General features: G+C 66.9%; 5 protein-coding genes. All 5 read right to left on the reverse strand.

Annotated elements, in window-relative coordinates:
• Nucleotides 1-51: 51 nt before the first annotated feature.
• Nucleotides 52-1,821, reverse strand: a complete 1,770-nt coding sequence (locus tag OSB52_RS14890; RefSeq protein WP_266062516.1) for a DUF4012 domain-containing protein — start codon at nt 1,819-1,821, stop codon at nt 52-54.
• Nucleotides 1,818-2,351: an arsenate reductase/protein-tyrosine-phosphatase family protein gene (locus OSB52_RS14895; RefSeq protein WP_266062518.1), complete on the reverse strand. Its 534-nt coding sequence runs from the start codon at nt 2,349-2,351 to the stop codon at nt 1,818-1,820. The genes OSB52_RS14890 and OSB52_RS14895 overlap by 4 nt, the downstream gene beginning before the upstream one ends.
• Nucleotides 2,348-16,696, reverse strand: a complete 14,349-nt coding sequence (locus OSB52_RS14900; RefSeq protein WP_266062520.1) for a non-ribosomal peptide synthetase — start codon at nt 16,694-16,696, stop codon at nt 2,348-2,350. The genes OSB52_RS14895 and OSB52_RS14900 overlap by 4 nt, the downstream gene beginning before the upstream one ends.
• A gap of 90 nt (nt 16,697-16,786) precedes the next feature.
• Entirely contained in the window at nt 16,787-18,190 is a 1,404-nt protein-coding gene (locus OSB52_RS14905) for a tyrosine-protein kinase domain-containing protein (RefSeq protein ID WP_266062522.1), read from the reverse strand.
• Entirely contained in the window at nt 18,187-18,588 is a 402-nt protein-coding gene (locus OSB52_RS14910; protein WP_266062524.1) for a serine O-acetyltransferase, read from the reverse strand. The genes OSB52_RS14905 and OSB52_RS14910 overlap by 4 nt, the downstream gene beginning before the upstream one ends.
• Between the last annotated feature and the right edge of the window lie 27 nt (nt 18,589-18,615).

Genomic DNA, 18,615 nt, shown 5'->3' on the forward strand with positions numbered 1-18,615 from the left:
GCGACCCCCGGCCCAAGTGAGGTGAACGTGCCGGAAACCGGAACGTTCACCTCACTCCGACGATGAACCCCCGCACACCGGAACATCAACGTGCACCGTCGGCTCATCCACCAACGGCTGAATCGGCACCACGGCCTCACCGCGGGCCATCGTCGGTTCGTCCAGCGTCATCTCGATCGTCACCGTCTCGCCCGGCGGAATCTGCACCGCCGTAGCCACATACGGCCGCCCGTTGAGCGGTTGCTCCACCCGCATCGGCGACGACCCGTCCACGGTGATCTCCTTGACCACCGACCCCTTAGTGGTCAGCATCTCCACGTTGGACAGGTTGGTGCCCTTCGGCAGGTTGCGCACCGTCCCGTTGGGGGCGATCACATAGTCGGACAGCGTCAGATCGTCGAGGGTGTTCGTCAGCTTCACCACAACCTTCGACTCACGCGTATCCCCGCTGCATTCGCCCGCCGTGTAGCTGATGTCGCGCCGCAGGTAGTAGTCGAGCTTGTTGCCACCCGCATTACCGATCGCCACCTGCAGATACGGCGCCGACGTGTCGGAGATCTGGTGCCCCAGTTCCGTCGACTGCAGGATGCGTTCTTCGTCGGGGCGGGTGCTGTAGATCATGATCCGACGTTCCTGGACACCGTGCCCGAGCGCCTCGAGCAGCGCACCGGTGTCCCCGCCCGACGACACCGCCTGATCCACAACGGCTTTCGCGATCGACTGCAGGTACAGCTTGCGTTCGGCGCTGTCGCCGCGGAACCGTTCATATGACGTGGACAGGGTGATCGGTACGACGTTGTCGGCGGTGATCTTCTCCCCGTCCGGCAGTGTCACCGGCCCGGTCACCTTCAGCACGTAGCTGAGTGCGATCGGGTCGAGCGCCATCGCCCCGTCGAGCTGCTGGCCGGACTGCCGTTTCCAGTTGGCGATCCAGATCTTCGCCGCGTCGGGGAAGTTGGCGCTGAGGTTGTTGTTCCGGAAGTCGGTGTACGGCCGGTACGACGAATAGATGGCGTCGTAGTCGGGCCCGAGGTCGATCTGCGGGCGCACCGGATCCTCGAAGGTGGAGTTGGCACCCAACGTAGGAATCGTCACCCGCCCGTCGCGGGCATTCAGGATCGCGAAACCACCGACAAGACCGCCGGTTCCGCGTGCCTCCGACGGCGTCTGGAACGCCAGGAAGTAGTTGCGGGGGCCGTCTCCGCCAAGCATCGTCGGCACCAACTGCGCGGCCACATGCGTCCCGGTCATGGTGGCCGCGGCCTCGTCGACCTGCTCCCGCAACTGGGTATGTGCATCCGACACCACACCCAGCCAGCTCGGGTCGATGGCCTCCACCTGCGCCGCGATCTCCGACGATGTGGCCGCCACCTGCGCCAGTTGCGGTTCCGCTTCCGCGAGCGGCGCGGTGTCGAGGGTGCTGCCGTCCCGCAGTTCGGCCGGGTTGAGCACCGACGCCAACTGCGCCGACGGCACCAGCACGTCGGTGGCCAACGCTTCGACCGCGTCGCTCATCTGCGCCACCGATTCCAGCGGGTCACCGAGCCACGGGATCGACGCGGCCGCCGACCACACGATGCCGTGCGACCAGTCCGACGCACTCTGCGCCTTGTCCGCGGCCGCGTCGGCGGCCTGCCCGGCCGCTTCCTGGTCGCCGTCGAGCGCCAACGACCGAGCTTTCGATGCATCATCACGCGCACCATCGAGATCGCCGCGCACCTTCAGCGCCGAAAACCCCAGCCACAGCAGCACCGCCACCAGCAGCACCCCCAGCACCAGGCAGATCTGCACGACGCGGTTGCCGAGCATGCGTCGGATCATCGGGCCATCCAGTCGACGATGGTGGACACCTTGGGCGCGATCTCACCGAACACCCGCTCGAAGTCGTCCTTGGGTTTGCCCATGGGGTCGGCGATGTCGAGGTGCGCGGAGTTGGTGTCGATGCGGGCGCGCGAGCCGATGATGTCGTCGAGCGATCCCGACTCCCCGTCGGCGAGTTCGGCGAACTCGGTGAGGGTGAACATGCGCTTCCACCGCACCGGCAGCAGCTGTTGGGCTTTGGCCCGGTGGTCGCGGGTCAGGCACAGCACCAGGTCGGCGTCCTGCAGCATTGGCGGCCGCAGGTAGCGGGAGGCGAATCCGGTTCCGTCGTAGCCGTGTTCGCCGAGTACCTCGACGGCGAACGGGTGCATTTCGTGGTCGTTCATCGCCCCGACGCCGGCACTCGTCGACGTCACCGACAGTCCCGCTTCTTCCGCGTGACGCGCCAGGATGCGTTCACCCATGGGCGACCGGCAGATGTTGCCGGTGCAGATGAACAGCACCGATGCCGGTGTGTCGGGTGTGCTCATGGCTCCTCCTCGAGTAGTCGCGCGATGCGTCGCAGGGTGTCGGGTTCGCCAAGGCCGGCGTGGGTGGTGTCTGCGGGCACCACCTCGACCGGTCCGACGATCCGCCCCCACGCGTCGGGGTCGGGATTGTCGGCTGCCGCAACGTAGCAGGTGCGTCCGACGGCCACCGGAGTCAGCTCATAGTCGCGGGCAGCCTGCGCCATCGTCGCCGAGCGCGCGTCGAAGCGCGCCACCACCTCGGGGTCGTGCTGTTGCGCCGCGGCCCGTAGCGGGTGGGCGGCGTGCAGTTCGTCGTCGCGCACGGTACTCAGTTCGGCGGGGGTGCGCGGGTCGAGTAGCACCAGCTGCGTCACCTCTTCGCCGGCGTCGACGAGTTGCCGGGCGATCTCGTGGGCGATCACCCCACCCAACGACCACCCGACCAACCGATACGGCCCGTGCTCCTGCACCTCGCGCAGGGTGGCGACGTGCCGCGCCGCCAACGCTGGCACGGTGTCCGGCATGTCGCGGCTGGCGTCGATGAGTTCGGGCAGCTGCAACCCGAACACCGGCGACGCCAACGCCTCGGCCAGCGGCCGGAACTGTTCGACGACCCCGGCCGCGGTGTGCACACACCACACCGGGGTGCCGTCAGCGGTCTGCGACAGCCGCACCATCCGGTCGTCGCCGGTGCCCGCGTCGAGCAGGTCGACGATGTCGGCCGGCGTGGGGTGGGTGAACAGCTGCGCCGCCGAGACGTCGATGCCGTTGCGCACCAGCGCATCCCGCAGTGACAGCAGGGCCAGGGAGTTGCCGCCAAGGGCGAAGAAGTCGTCGTCCATGCCGGCCTCGACGCCGAGCACCTCGTCGAACGCGGCGATCACCGCCTGTTCGACCGGCGTGCCGGGTGCGCGCCGCGACCGCGACCATTGCGGCTCGGGCAGGCGGCGTTCGTCGAGTTTGCCCGCCCCGGACAGCGGCAGCTGGTCGACGATGACGATGCGGGCGGGCACCATGTGTCGCGGCAGGGTGCGTCGGCACGCCGCCCACAGCCGATCCGACGACGTACCGGGGCTGACGACGTAGGACACCAGCGCGGGTCCGACGGGCCCGTCGCGCAAGACGGTGGCCGCGCGGTCGGCGCCGGCGCCGGTCAGGACGGCGTCGATCTCGGCGAGTTCGACGCGTTGTCCACGAATCTTGATCTGCCGGTCGGCGCGGCCGACGTAGACGAGTTGGTCGGCGGCCACGTCGAGGCGCATCAGGTCACCGGTGCGGTAGAGCCGTTGCCCGTCGGGGCCGGCGACGAAGCGGGCGGCGGTGAGCGCCGCGTCGCCCAGATAGCCTCGGGCGACGCCGGTTCCGGCGATGTACAGCTCCCCGACGACGCCGGGCGGGGTGGGCCGAAGCATCCCGTCGAGCAGGACCGCACCGATTCCCGGACGGGGCCGTCCGATCCGGATGCGCTGCCCGGTTGTGTGGTGCGAGGTGGAGACGGTGACGGTGGTTTCGGTGGGCCCGTAGATATTGATGACCTGCGCGGTGTGTGACCAAGTGTCGGCGAGGTCGGCGGTGAGCGCTTCGCCGCCGATGTAGACCGCGCGCAGGTCGGTCAGCGCGGCAGGGGTGAGCGTACGCATCACCGACGGGGTGGCGGTGAACACGCTGACCCGTTGTGCGCGAAGGAAGTCGGTGAGGTCACGGCCGCCGGACACGTCGGCTGGTACGACGACGAGGGCAGCGCCGGCGGCGAGGGGCAGCAGCATGTCGTGGAAGGTGGCGTCGAAGCCGGCGCTGATGGCCATGCCGACCCGGTCGGTGGTGACGACGTCGCCGAGCGAAGCGACCCGATGCACCCCACGGTGCGGCACCCCGACGACGTTCGGTGTGCCCGTGGTGCCCGACGTGGTGATGATGTAGGCGAGTTCGTCCGGCCGCATCGGTGTGAGTGGTTCGGGTGCAACGAGTTCCGTCGGCTGCGCCGGCACCGCATCCGGTCCGATGACCCGCGCGCCGGTCACCTGCACGACCCGCTCGAGCCGCGCCGCCGGATACGTGACGTCGACGGGCACGGACGTCGCGCCTATGCGGGTGACCGCCCACAGCGCCACCACCGATTCGATGGAGCGGGGAATCTCGACCGCGATCACGTCCCCGCGCCCCAGCCCACGCTCCCGCAGCGCCCGCGCGGTCACCGAGACCCAGTCGTCGAACTCGCGGTAGGTGAGCCGCCTGCGCCCGTCGTCCACGGCGATGTTGTCCGGATACCGCGCGACCGCACGGGTGAGCAGCTCCCCCAACAGCGGCGGACTCCCCTTCCCCACCTGCCGATCCAGCCCAGAGGCGCGTGGGAAAACCGCTTCGGGACGCGCCCCAACCGCTGGTCGAGTAGCCTCCGAGCTGGCCCCAACTGCTGGTCGAGTAGCCTCCGAGCCGCTAGGCGAGGAAGCGGATCGAGACCAGTCCCCCTCAGAGCCGGCAGTGGTCTCGATACGACCTCGGCTAGCGCCTCGGTCTACTCGACCACCAGAAGGCGCACCCCCAACCGCTGGTCGAGTAGCCTCCGAGCCGCTCCCAACTGCTGGTCGAGTAGCCTCCGAGCCGCTAGGCGAGGAAGCGGATCGAGACCAGCCCCCCCACTCCCCCTCACTCAACAACTCCACCGCAGCCACCGGCGTCGCCGCATCCCCCACAACTGCCGCAACCCCAGCCCCAACCCGCTCCGCAACCACCGCAATCGCCGCGTCGTCAAACAGACCCCGCGCATACTCCACCCGCAGCCGCCACCGGCCGCCGTCCTCCACGGCAACCACATGCAGATCGAATTCGCTGCGTTGCTCCAGCAGCTCGCCGAGGTCACCCAGCGCACCGCCAACTCCCCCGACGGAGAACGCCACCTGCACCAACGGATGCCGTCCGGCCTCGCGCGGCGGGTCCACCAACGCCACCACGTCGTCGAAGGCGACGAGCCCGTGATCGATCGCGGCGAGGTCGGCATCACGTACCTGCCCGATCAGCTCCCCCACGGTATGCCCGGCCGCCATCTGGGTGCGCAGCACGACCGTCGAGATCAGCATGCCGACGGTGCCGGCGGTGTCGGCGTCGCGGCGCATCGACACCGGGGTGGCCACCGCGACATCGTCGGCGCCGCCCTGCACGCCCAGCGCGAGCGCCAATCCGGCGTGCAGCACATGGAATTCGCTGGCCTGGCCGCGTTCGGCGGCCACGGCCACCGCCGCCGACACCTCGTCGCCCAGTTCGACGTCCACCGACCCCGTGCGCAAATCACGCACCGCAGGCCGCTCGGCGACCAGGTCGAGCTGCCCGCTGTACCCCTCCAGGGTCTGCGCCCAGAACGCGAGCTGCTCGTCACGCATCGCACGGTCCTCGGCTGCCAACCGCCCCGCAACAACATCAAATCCTGCCGCAGGAGCGTTCAGCGGAACGCCGGCCAGCAGGTCGGTGAGTTCAGCGGCGACGATAGCTGCCGACTCCCCGTCGAGCACGATGTGGTGCGCCACCAGCACCACCGCCACCGGAACCGACTCGGACTCGATCACCCACGCCCGCACCGGTGGTGCAGCCTCGAGATCAAACGGCGCGGCGAACTCCCCGACGCGCGCAGCGAGTTCAGCAGAGTCGATGTGCCGGACCTCGGGCCGCCACCCGTCAACGGCCTGCTGACGCGGCCCGTCGGGTGTGGCGTGGAACCGCATCCGCAACGCAGAATGACGTGCCACCACGGTCTCGATCGCCGCCGCGGCCGCATCACCGGTGGCGCCGTCGGGCACGGGCACGATCACGGGCACCCCATAGATCGGCAGGTCGCCAAGCAGATGCGCATTCACCCACATCCGCCGCTGTGTCGGCGCCAGCTCTACGGCACCCCCGCTCGCCGAGGCACCATCATCGCCACCCCCGCCCCCTGAGGAGCCCGCGAGGGACGAGCGGGCGTCACAAAGGGCCTCAGCGCCACCGACCAGCGACGCCACCACCCCCGCCAACTCCCCCGCCGACGGATTCTCGAACAGCAGCCGCGTCGGCACCCGCACTCCGAGTTCCCGCCCGAGCGTCGACGTCACCCGTGTCGCCGACAGCGACGTCCCACCGAGTGCGAAGAAGTCATCGGCGGAACCGATCTCGTCGACCGGCACCTCGAGCACCTCGGCCATCACCGTCGCAACCTGCCGCACCAACGCGGCATCCGCCGACGCCACCGCACCCTCGACAACCGCAGCAGCCGGCGCATCCGCATCCACACCCCCGGACACCACCGGGAACGCCCCAGACACATCACCCGCCGCAGCCCCGAACACCGTCAGGAAGCCATCAAGAAACGCCTGCGCCACCTCCCCCGGCACGAACCCGGAGTGCACCACCGTCACCGCGAGCCCATCGGAGTCCTCGGCGAGCACCACTTCAATATCGAATTTCGCATCCACGGTGGCGTTGGCCTCTTCGAGCACCGTCGGCTGCCACTCACCGGCGCCGAGCACATCCCCCGACACCGTCGGCAGCACATCCTCGTTGACCAGCAGCACCGAGATCAGCGGGTCGAAGCCGGCGTGCGCGTGTGGTCGAACCGCGCGGGCGACGACGTCGTAGGGCACGTCGGCATTGTCGGCGGCATCCAAAGCGACGTCCCTAGCCTGCTCGACGACAGCGGCGATCGACTGACGAGCCGACAGCCGGGTACGCAACGCAACTGTGTTAACGAACATGCCGACCACCGATTCCCAGTCGGCGGCGCTACGGCCGTGCACGGGTACGCCGATCACGGTGTCCCACCGTCCGGTCCACTGCCCGAGCAGCTCCGCCAGCGCCGCATGCGCCAGGTGGAACACCGTCGCCGACAACCCGTCCGCCGTCGCCCGCAACCCGCCGGCCAGCTCGGCGGAAAGCCGTCCGGAGATCCGCCCAGCCGCGCCCGCCACGTCGCTACGTCCCGGCAACTGCACCGGCTCACCGGCGCCGTCCAGCACCGACAGCCAGTGGTCGAGTTCGCGGGTGTAGCGGCTGGCGGGGTCGTCGGGGCCGCCGAGTCGCCGCATCTGCCATTGGGTGAAGTCGGCGTAGCTCAGCTCCGCCGTCAGTGTCTCACCCTCGTAGGCGCGCAGCAGGTCGGCCAGCACGATACGCATCGACCAGCCGTCGATCGCGATGTGGTGCAAGGCCGCCACAAAGTACCGGGCGTCGTCGGTGTCGAAGACGCCAGCCCGGAAGCCGGGTTCGTGTTCGAGGTCGAACGGGGTGGACAGGAACGTCTCGATGGCCGGCCGGATCGCGGTGGCGTCCACCGTCTCGTGTCCGAGCACCGACTCGCGACGTTCGACGATCCGCTGCACCGGTCCGGCCGGTCCGTCCGGGTAGGTGGTGCGCAGCACCGCGTGCACGTCCACCACGGCGTCCACGGCATGGCGGAGTCGGGTGAGGTCGATGTCGCCGTCTATGCGGATCACCACGGGCACGTGATAGGCGGTCGACGTGGGGTCGTAGTGGTGGTGAATCCACATGCGCCGCTGCGAGTATGCGAGCGGGAGATGTTCGGGCGTCGGCAGCGGTTCGGGCCGCGGGTCGGTGCTAGTGCCCCGCAGGTCGTCGACGAGTGCGGCCACCTCACGCACGGTGCGTGCCTCGAACAGCACCCGCACCGGCACGTCGACTCCGGTGGCCGCGGACAGTCGGGCGGTCACCCGCGTCGCCGACAGCGAGGTGCCGCCCGCCTCGAAGAAGTCGGTATCGGCGCCGAACTCGGTGAGCGGCACGTCGAGGACTTCGGCCCACACCGCCGCGACGAGATGCTGGGTCCCCTCCGCCAACGCCACCCGGGCCGGCGCTGATGCCCCCAATTCTGGGGACGGCAACGCGGCGACGTCGACCTTCCCGTTGCGTCCGATCGGCAGCGTCTCGACCGGGATGATGGCGGCGGGAACGATGCTGCGCGGCAACACGTGCGCCAGCTCGCCGCGCAACGTGTCGGCGTTCAGGTCATGCTCGGGCTCGCCGACCACCCACGACACCAGCACCTTCTCGCCGCTGCTGCTGGCACGCACAGCAGTCACCGCAGCGGCCACCTCCGGCAGCCGTGACAGCGCCGCGTCGATCTCGGACGGTTCGAGGCGGATGCCGCGGATTTTCACCTGGTCGTCGGTGCGGCCGTGGATCACCAGCGTGTCGTCGCCGCGGCGGTGCACGAGGTCACCGGTGCGGTACATGCGGTCGCCGGTACCGGACAGATCGGCGACGAAGGATGTTGCGGTGCGCCCGGTTTCGTGCAGGTAGCCGCGGGCCAGCGCATGGCCGGCGACGTAGAGTTCGCCGACGGTGTAGTCGGGCACCGGCCGCAGCCGGGCATCCAGCACGTGGGCGATGACGCCCGCGAGGGGGCGGCCGATGCTGACCGTGTCGGGGGTGTCGATGTAGCGGGCGCTGGTGATGGCGACGGTGGTTTCGGTGGGACCGTATTCGTTGCTGAGGGTGGTGGCGGCGGTCCAGTCACGGACCAAACCGGCGCCGAGCGCTTCACCGCCGACGGCGACGTGCCGCACGCCGGGCAGTTCGCCAGGGTGCAGGGTCGGCAGCACCGACGGGGTGGTGAGCAGCACGGTGACGTCGTGGTGTGCGACGGTGTCGCGAAGGTCGTCGGCGGCGATCACGTCGGGCGGACAGATCACGATGGGTGCGCCGACTATGCGCGGCGGCACCAACCCCATCAGGTGGGCGTCGAATCCGACTGCGTAGGTGTGCAACACACGATCGTCGGCGGTCAGACGCAGCCGCTCGACGGTGTCGCGGGCCCAGCCGGCCAGGCCACGATGGGTGACCACGACACCCTTGGGCACACCCGTCGTCCCGGAGGTGAAGGTGATGTACGCGGCGTCGTCGACGTGTAGCAGCCGCGTCCGCTCGGCCATTTCGAAGGGCCGCTCGTCGGGCGCGAGCTGATCGATCGCGATCCCGTCCACCCCCGAGTCACCGATCGTGAGTACTGCCGCCGGCTTCGCCCGCTCCAGAATCGTGCGCCGTCGTTCCGCCGGATCGGCCGGATCGATGTTGACGAACGCCGCCCCCGCCCGTGCCGTGCCCAGGGTGGCCACCACACCCCACATCGACCGCGGAAGCAGCTGCACCACCACATCTCCCGGCCCGACACCAGCTGCGATCAATTCCCGCGCGACCGCCGCGGACCGCCGATCGAGATCCGTGTTGGTCATGGTCACGCCGCCATCGACCACCGCCATCGCGTCCGGCCGTTCCGCGAGCCCACCACTGAGCAGCTCCGCCAACGTCTCCACCGGCGGAGCCGCCGTCGCCACCGCCGTCTCTCCCGCGAGCAACGCCGCAGTGGGCCGATCGACATCGGCAACCGCTCCCGACAGCACGTCGACCACGGCCCCGCACAGCGCTTCCAACCGCTCGGCCGACGCCACCCGGTCGGTGCAGGTCATGCTCAGATGCACCTGCCCCTCAACCCGATACATCGACACATCAATCCCAAACAGCGGCACGTCCCCACGAGCACCCGATACCGCAAGGCGCGAGCCAAAACCGCTGGTTGAGTAGTCCGAGGCGCTAGCCGAGGACGTATCGAAACCAGCACCCCCACCACCCGCTGCTGGTCGAGTAGCCTCCGAGCCGCTAGGCGAGGAGGCGTATCGAGACCAGTCCCCCGCGCCGTTCCTACCGCTGGTTGAGTAGTCCGAGGCGCTAGCCGAGGACGTATCCGCCGGATCGAGCTTGTCGAGATCGAAACCAGCCCCACCCACCTGGCCTCGATACGCGCCTCCTTCGTCGCCGCTACTCGACCAGAGCTCGGCAACCTCCTCCGGAACCACCCCAAACGACACCTCAAACAACGCCGTCCCCGCCCCAGCCCGACCCGGATCAGCGATCTCCGCAATCTCCGTCAGCGGCAGATCCGCATGCGCAAACGCCCCGAGATCCACCTCGGTCACCGAAGCCAGCAACTCCCCGAACGCCACCTCCAGATCAACCGCCGTATGCAACGGCACCGCCCGCGCAAACAACCCGGGCACCTTCGCCAGCCGCGCATCCAACCGCCCCGACACCGCGGTCCCGATCGTCACCATCGACGTATCCGCCTGCCGCGCAAGCACAGCCGCCAACGCGGTATGCGCCACCACGAACGCCGTGGTCCGCCGGGACACTGCCAGCGCATCCAGCGCCGCCGTCACCGACTCCCCCAGCACACCCTCAGCCCGCACCACCTGCGCCGACCGCTCCGACGCCGCCCGCAGATTCACCTCCGGCAACCGCAACGCACTCACCGGCTCCGCAAACGCCTGCGTCCAGTGCGCCACCAACTCGTCACGCCGCGCCGCCACCATCTCCGCGCGCCACAGAGAGTACTGCCGGTAGTCGACCCGATCAGACCCCTCGACAGCCTGATCGGTCACCTCCGCCGCCAACTCGTCGGCGAGGATCGGGAACGACTCCCCATCCACCGCAATGTGATGCCCGACGACGAGAAGCCATGTCTGCCCATCGTGCTCGACGACCCGTAGCCGCCACGGCAACGACTCCGCCAGATCGATCGGCATCACCAACCCGGTCAGCGCCGCATCCAGCCCCGCCGACACATCGACGTCGGCATCGAGCTGCGCCGCCACAAACCCGGCGACCTCGCCGTCGCTCCACCGCCGCTGATGCGGATCACCATCCACCACCGGGAAGCTGGTGCGCAACGCATCATGTCGGACGACGATCGCCCCGACGGCCTGCCGCACCGCATCCACCGACGCCGGTACCGGTAGCGCCGCGTGCATGAGGTAGCCGGTGAAGTCGGGTTCAGTGCGCCACCGCAACCACACGTCCATCTGCTCGGGAGTCAGCGGCAACCGATCCGGCTCCGCACGACGTTCCGCCAGCAACGGCAACGCCTCCGCCAACGACGCACCCGCGATTAAGCGGGCGAGCCCTGCCACGGTGGGGTGGTCGAAGATGTCGGCGACACCCACCGGATGCCCGTCGGCGGCCAGCGCAGCGGCGAATCGCGCTGCCGACAGCGACGTGCCGCCCGCCGCGAAGAAGTTGCTGTCCGGGGCGATGTCGACGGTGTCGCCGATGACGCCCCGCATCGCCTCCGCGATGGTCTCTTCCGCTGGCGTCAGCGGCCGCGACGGTGTGGCCGAATCATCGAGCTGCGCCAGCAGTTTGACGCGGTCCAGCTTGCCGGTGCTGGTCATCGGGAACCCGTCGACCACCATCGCCCGTGCCGGCACCGCGTACGTCGGCAGTCGTGCCGAGCACGCGGCGAGCAGTGCGCTCTCACTCAGCGCGGCCACGTCCTCACGATCAGCGAAACCATCGGCGGTGACGAACGCGACGAGCCGTTCATCTCCCGCGGCCTGCCCCGGCGCCACCACGACCCGTACATTTCCCACACCCGGGACCGCCTGCAGCACACTGGTGATCTCACCGAGTTCGATGCGGTGCCCGCGGATCTGCACCTGGTCGTCCGCGCGCCCCAGGTAGGCGAGTTTTCCGGGCGTCACTTCCCGCACCCGGTCACCCGTGCGGTACATCCGCCCGCCGCCTCCGGCCGGGTCGGCCACAAACCGCGCCGCCGTCAGTTCCGGTGCGTTCAGATATCCGAGCGACACTTGGTCGCCCGCCACATACAGCTCCCCCACCGCCCCGAACGGCACCGGCCGCAGCCGCGAATCCAGAATCGCCCACCCAACCCCATCGAGGGGTGCCCCGATGATGCTGCGCTCATCGTCGACATCCACGTCGCACGCCGTGAGATGCACCGTCGTCTCGGTGATCCCATACATATTCACCAGCCGAACAGGCTTCCCCTGATCCTTGAGGAGCCCCGGAGCTTGCGGAGGGGCGTCACGAAGGGCCCCGCCCCCCGCACGCGCGCTCCCACCGCTGGTTGAGTAGCCCGAGGCGCTAGCCGAGGGCGTATCGAAACCAGCCCCACCGCGCCCACCGTCGGTCGAGTAGTCCGAGCCCCTAGGCGAGGACGTATCGAGACCCCCCACCCCCACGAACCCCCGAAGTGCAACCGGCTCCAACGCCTCCCCACCAAACACCACCACCCGAACCGACCCGAGCCCCCCAGACCCAACCACTCCGGGATCAGTCAACGTCGCAAACGCCGTCGGCGTCTGCGACAACACCGTCACCCTGTGCTGATCCAGCTTCGCCGCCAACCGCCGCGGATCACGCACCACATCTCGATCCACCGCGACCACACATCCACCGGACGCCAACGCCCCAAGGATCTCCCACACCGAGAAGTCGAACGCATAGGAGTGCACCCAACTCCACACGTCCTCCGGCTCCGCCTCAACGACGTCGAGCGTCGCCCCCAGCATCGCCGCGACGTTCGCCCGTGTCACCACCACACCCTTCGGCACGCCCGTCGACCCAGACGTGTGAATGATGTACGCCCCACCCGGAACCGGCTCGGCCACACCATGACCCGCACCCGCCGACAGCTCGAGCCCCGGCCGTACCACCACCGCCGGCTGCGTTGCTTCCATCACGAGGTCGATGCGCGCCTGGGGATACTCCGGATCGATCGGCACGTACACCGCATCGGCCATCAACGACGCGACGATCGCCACCACCGCATCGGCGCCCCCCGGCAGCAGCAACGCCACCCGATCACCCGGCCGCGCCCCCATCTCCTGCAGCCGCCCGGCCAGGTCACGAGCCCGGGCCACCAGCTGCCCATACGTCAGCCGATCCTCACCAGCCACCAGAGCTAGCGCATGCGGGCGAAGCTCCGCATGCGCGAGCAACGCCTCGATCGGATCCATCGACGGTGTACGCCGCTCAGAGCGTTCCGGCAACGCGGGCATCAGCGCACACCCACCGACCGTCACATCACGGCCGGCGGCAGCCACCAGCGCCGCGACGACCTCCACGAACCGATCAAGAATGTGCTCGGCGGCAACCACATCCACGTGCTGCTCGGCGACGGTCAGCGTGACGGTGAGTTCGGTGGCGTCGTCGATGACGCTGAACTCCAGCGCGGTCCGCGCCTGATGTGTCGGTAGCGGTTCACCACGGACGATGACCCCGGAGGCGGACGGGTCGGGTTGTTCGGCGTGGTAGGCGAAGATGACGTCGGCCAGCCCAGACGGCGCGGACGAGGCATGCCGTTGGGCGTCACCAATGGCTTTCGCCACCCGGCCCAGCGCATCGCCCATCCGCAGTGTCTGGGTTCCTTTGAGCCGCAACGGGACGGTCTGCACGAACATGCCCACCGTGTGCAGTTCGTCGCTCGAATCACGACCGGCGACCGGCATGGACAGCACGATGTCGTCGGTGTCGGTGTAGTCGCCAAGAGTGGTGGCCGCGGCCAGGCTGAGCAATGTGTTGAGCGTGGTGCCGGCGGATTGTGCTGCGCGCACGGCATGGTGGCGGAGGTCGGCGCCGATGGTGCGGTTCAGATACACCGCCGACCCGCGTGTCAGTCCGGTGGGTGCGGTGACCGCCGGGGCCGGCAGGGCGAGCCGTTCGGGTGCGCGGCGCATCGTGCGAGTCCAATACAACCCCGACGACGACTCGTCGCGTCCCGCGAGGGTTGCGCTGAAACCCACCGCCGGGGTTGACCACACGGGTTCGTGGCCGGCCATGCGTGCGTGCACCGCGGCGGCGAAGTCGGCGAGCACGATCGGCAACGACCACTCGTCGACGGCGATGTGATGTGCCACCAGGACGAGTTCGACACTGTCACCGGAGGTGTCGAGCACTGCTCGCCACGGCGGGTCGACGGTGAGGTCGAATGGTGCGGCGACGGCGCGTTCGAATCCGCCCGTATCCAATGTGGCAAGGGTGACCGGTGTGCTCGTCACCGCGTCGTCGGCCGACCGCACCACGGCTATCGGCTCGCCCCCGGCGTCGGGGTAGATGGTCCGTAGTGCCTCATGTCGGGCGGCGACATCGCGCAGGGCGGCTTGCACAGCGACGGCGGTGACGGTGTCGGCCAAGGTCAAGTGGATCGGCAGGTGATAGACGATTGCAGAGGGGTCGCTGCGGTTGAGCAGCCAGATCTCCCGCTGCGTCCGCGTCGGCCGATACTGCACGGCACCACCCGACTGATTGCTCATCGAGCTTGTCGCGGTGAGCGGAGACGCCTTCTCGATGACTTTCGCGAGTTCGCGCAGGGTGGTGACGTCGGCGAGGTCCCGCACCTCGACCCGAACCTGCAGTGCACTCCCGAGTTGCGCTGCGAGGTGCATGAACCCCATCGAGGTGATGCCGAGCTGCACCAGTTCGTCGTCCATCGATGGTTGTTCGACGTCGGCCACCGTCGACACCGCATCGGCCACCGCCTGCTCGGTAGCGTTCTGCGGAGCGCTGTAGCGGGCTTGGATGCGCGGCAGATTTACCAGCGCGGCAGCCACCGCTGCCCGGTCTGCCTCCCCGCGTCCGTTGCTGGGGATGGTGTCGATGATGTCGACGAACTTAGGCCAGATGACCTGCGGCACCACCGAGTTGACCCGTCGCCGAGCGGCCGCCCGCACATGGTTGCGGTCCACGCCCGGTTCCGCCATGATCCCCACACCCAGACCGGCGTCGGTGGTAACCGCCACCGCTGCGGTCACGCCGTGGATGTCGCGGGCTGCGCGTTCGAGGTCCCCGAGATCAACTCGTGCACCGCCCACCGTCACCAGATCGTCGCCTCGATGATCGACAACGAGTTGCCCCGTCTCGACGTCGATGTGCCCGAGGTCCCCGGTCGCCTCCCCGTCGGCGTAGATGTACCCCATCAACCCCGACGGCAGCCGCACCCCCCGCTCATCCCGAACAACCACCGGCACCGCGACGCTCTCGAGGTCCCTCTCGGTGGTCGAGTAGTCCGAGCCGCTAGCCCCGCCGGTGGTCGAGTAGTCCGAGGCGCTAGCCGAGGACGTATCGAGACCACGCAACCCCCCACCGCCGGTCGAGGAGCCCGTACTGGTGGTCGAGTAGTCCGAGCCGCTAGGCGAGGACGTATCGAGACCACCGCCCCAACCGACCTCCTCCTCCACATCCAGCCCCAACTCCCCCACCAACCGCTCCGGCTCCCCCAACAGAGCCCGCGAAAACGTATCAAGCATCTCCAGAAACCGCCGATGATGCACCTCAACCTCAGCCTGGCTGTACCGGTTCGGGTTCGCTTCAAACGCCACCATCAGCGACTCAGACCCCGATGTCTTCGGCATCGGATAGATGTTGATGGTCAGGTCTTCGGGTGGACCGACGGTCAGGATGTGGAAGGTCGCGGTCGCATCACCGCAGGGCACCTCGCGGTCGAACAACATGAGGTTGAGCATCGGCCCAGACTTCTCTTGTCCGGCCGTACGTGGTGTGCGCCCTGATACTTCGTCGGCAGCCACGTCCTCCCAAATGTCTTCGCCCCGGTAACGCTGGTGTCGGAGAGCATTCATCAGCGCGGATTGCGTGGTGTGCAGGGCAGATGCCACCGAGGACTGCGGCTCGACATGTGTCCGAAGCGGAACGGTATTCGCGACCGGCAGCGGTGTAGCGCGCAACTCCTTGGTCGTGCGTGCGGCCACCGGGAACCGGATGATCACTTCGTCACCGTTGGCGCTACGCGCGATGTACGAGCTCAGTGCCGCGGCAATGATTGTGGGCGCGATAGTTGTGGACGAAGCGGCAGCAGTCCGCAACCGCTCCATCGTTCGCGCGGGTATTTCAGCAGACGTAGAAACGCCAACGGACTCGGGTAGACCACCACGGTGGGCAAGTGTCTTACCGATGCCGACGCCGGCCATGGCCTGTTGCCATGCGCGACGATCGGTGTCGAACCGTGTCGACGCCCGGTACTGCGCGTCGGCTCGCGCCGGAAGATCTAGGTCTACCGGGGATAACGGTGGCGGCGGTTCACCGCGGACCGCCGCCGAATACGCCGCGAGGGCCTCGACCATCTTGTCCTTGCCACCCATCCCGTCGGAAAGCAGATGGTGGCCACGGTTGTAGAGCAGGAAGTGCTCATCGGCGAGACGGAAGAGAAGACCGCGCGCAGTTCTATCAGTTCGCGGGTCAAGAGGGCGCGAGTAGTCCTCGCGCATCATCGCATCGGCGGTAGCGCGCGGAGCCACATTGTGCCGCAGGTCAATTAGCTCTACCCAATAGTGCAGCGTCGGGTCGTACACGCCGACTAGACCGTCCCCACATCCCTCAAACCGCAGTTGCGTGAACTTCGCCTCGGCGACCACCCTGCTGGTGCTCCGGACGAACTCATCGAGGTCGATAGAACCGTAAATATCAGCCAGCTGCGCTGTATTAATGGGCGCACTGGGATTCAGACATTGAATTGACCACATGTCCATCTGAGCTCGGGACAGAGTGAAATTGGACTGCGACGAAGAGGAATTCATCCGAGCACGCTCCAACTTACGTGTCTAGCACACTTCACCGCTTCACGACAGCAATGAAGCTCCAAGTAGTCACACAACAGAAGATCAAGACTACGGACGGAGTGATTGAGGTGCATCGCCAGAAGACGAGTAGCTACGCGCGTAGTAATCACCACGCCCCGAAGCATCGGTGAGAACGACGCCGATTACCCTTGAATTAACCGCCGTTATCTGCTCTACCGCCGACATAAACGCAGGCCGCTTCGACTTACCCGACCTCACAACCACAATCACACCGTCAACAAGCCTTGAAGCAACAACTGCGTCCGTAACTGGCAGAACCGGCGGTGTATCCACTATGACATAGTCATAAATCTCCGACAGCAGATCCATAGCTTCCTGAGCCCGAGCTGATGCGAGCAACTCGGCCGGATTAGGAGGAATCTTGCCGCTGGCGAGAACATCCAAACCGCAGACTGAAGTTGACTGCAAAAGATCTCGAAGGCCAGCCTTGCCAGAAAGATAGTCGGTTAGACCAACTGTCGGATTCGCGCCTACTCGCGTCGCCACCATAGGACGACGCAAATCTGCGTCCACAACGATGACGGACTTTCCAGCCTCCGCTAAGGAGGCGGCAAGATTAACAGACGTTGTCGTCTTCCCCTCCCTCTCCATAGCGCTTGTCACCGAAAACCTACGATTCGCCTTATCCACATCTACAAACTCAAGGTTAGTGCGCAACCTCCTGTATGCCTCGCTTGCAGAACTCGAACCGCTACTAAAGTCCAGTATGCCTCTTTCAATTTCCGGATCTCTAGGAACGACGGACAGAACTGCAGCGGCTGCCACTTCCGAAACGTCAGCCTCCGAACGCAGCCGCAGAGTTAAACGCGACGCAAACATAGCGACGAGCAATCCGAGAGCACACCCAAGGGCTAACGCTATACCAAGATTTCGCGCTACTTTAGGCGAGACCTGAGAATCCGGGGCCGACGCAGGCGTAACGACAGATGCCTTTGCGAGCGGCTCACCACCGGCAGCCGGCGTCTCAAGCTCGCTAACATAACCACTCAACGATTGGGCTATACCGTTCGCAATCACCGCGGCTTCACCGGGGTCTGCACTCTGTGCAGTTACATTTAGTAGCACAGTCTCCGGATCCCACGACGTTGAAATACTGTCGCGGATGACTCCAGCATCCCCACTCAATCCGTGAGACGTCAAAGCACGTGACACCACGGCGTCGGACGAAGCAAGGTGCGCATAAGACGCGATTCGCTGCTGTGACGCCAGCGAGCCTTGATACGCCGCCTGCACATCAGAGTCATCACCTGAAGTCACATACATAGTTGCAGTAGCAGCGTATAACGGCGTTTGCAGAGCGCTAACTCCTAACGCCAAAACACCCGCCGCCAGCGAAGCGGAAACGACGATAAACCAGTTATCTCGGACCCCGCCTAAGAAAGACCGCAATTGCTCCTTCTCAAAGACCGTATCCCTGTCATCATTAATCATAATTCACCTCTCGAGTCAGCGTTAGCGTTGTCGCGAATCGACTTAGCAGGATTACCCACAACAATATCCCCGTCCGGAACATCTTTTACGACGACCGCGCCCGCGCCTACAACCGCGTTACAGCCAACAATGACTGGACCAATAACGAGCGAAGAAGCTCCCAAATTGGCCTGATTTCTGATGATAGGTGCGCCGCGGGAAGTGGCACCAATCGTTACACCTTGACGAATCGTCACAAAATCACCGATAACCGAATCAGCATGGATGACGATGCCAAATCCATGATGGATCGAAATTCCCTTTCCAACTGACGTCCTCGTGGGGATATCGATTCCGAACAGGAACAAACCAGCCAACCTGTAGAGAAACGAGAACGGCAAACCGAAGCCGAGACGCACCAGTATCCGTCGCGACTTCCGAAATCG

The sequence above is a fragment of the Gordonia aquimaris genome (assembly GCF_026262595.1).
Classification (GTDB): domain Bacteria; phylum Actinomycetota; class Actinomycetes; order Mycobacteriales; family Mycobacteriaceae; genus Gordonia; species Gordonia tangerina.

Excerpts from the sequence above, each read along its gene's own strand:
- OSB52_RS14890 (WP_266062516.1), bottom strand. The coding sequence starts at position 1,821 with ATGATCCGACGCATGCTCGGCAACCGCGTCGTGCAGATCTGCCTGGTG.
- OSB52_RS14895 (WP_266062518.1), bottom strand. The coding sequence starts at position 2,351 with ATGAGCACACCCGACACACCGGCATCGGTGCTGTTCATCTGCACCGGC.
- OSB52_RS14900 (WP_266062520.1), bottom strand. The coding sequence starts at position 16,696 with ATGAATTCCTCTTCGTCGCAGTCCAATTTCACTCTGTCCCGAGCTCAG.
- OSB52_RS14905 (WP_266062522.1), bottom strand. The coding sequence starts at position 18,190 with ATGATTAATGATGACAGGGATACGGTCTTTGAGAAGGAGCAATTGCGG.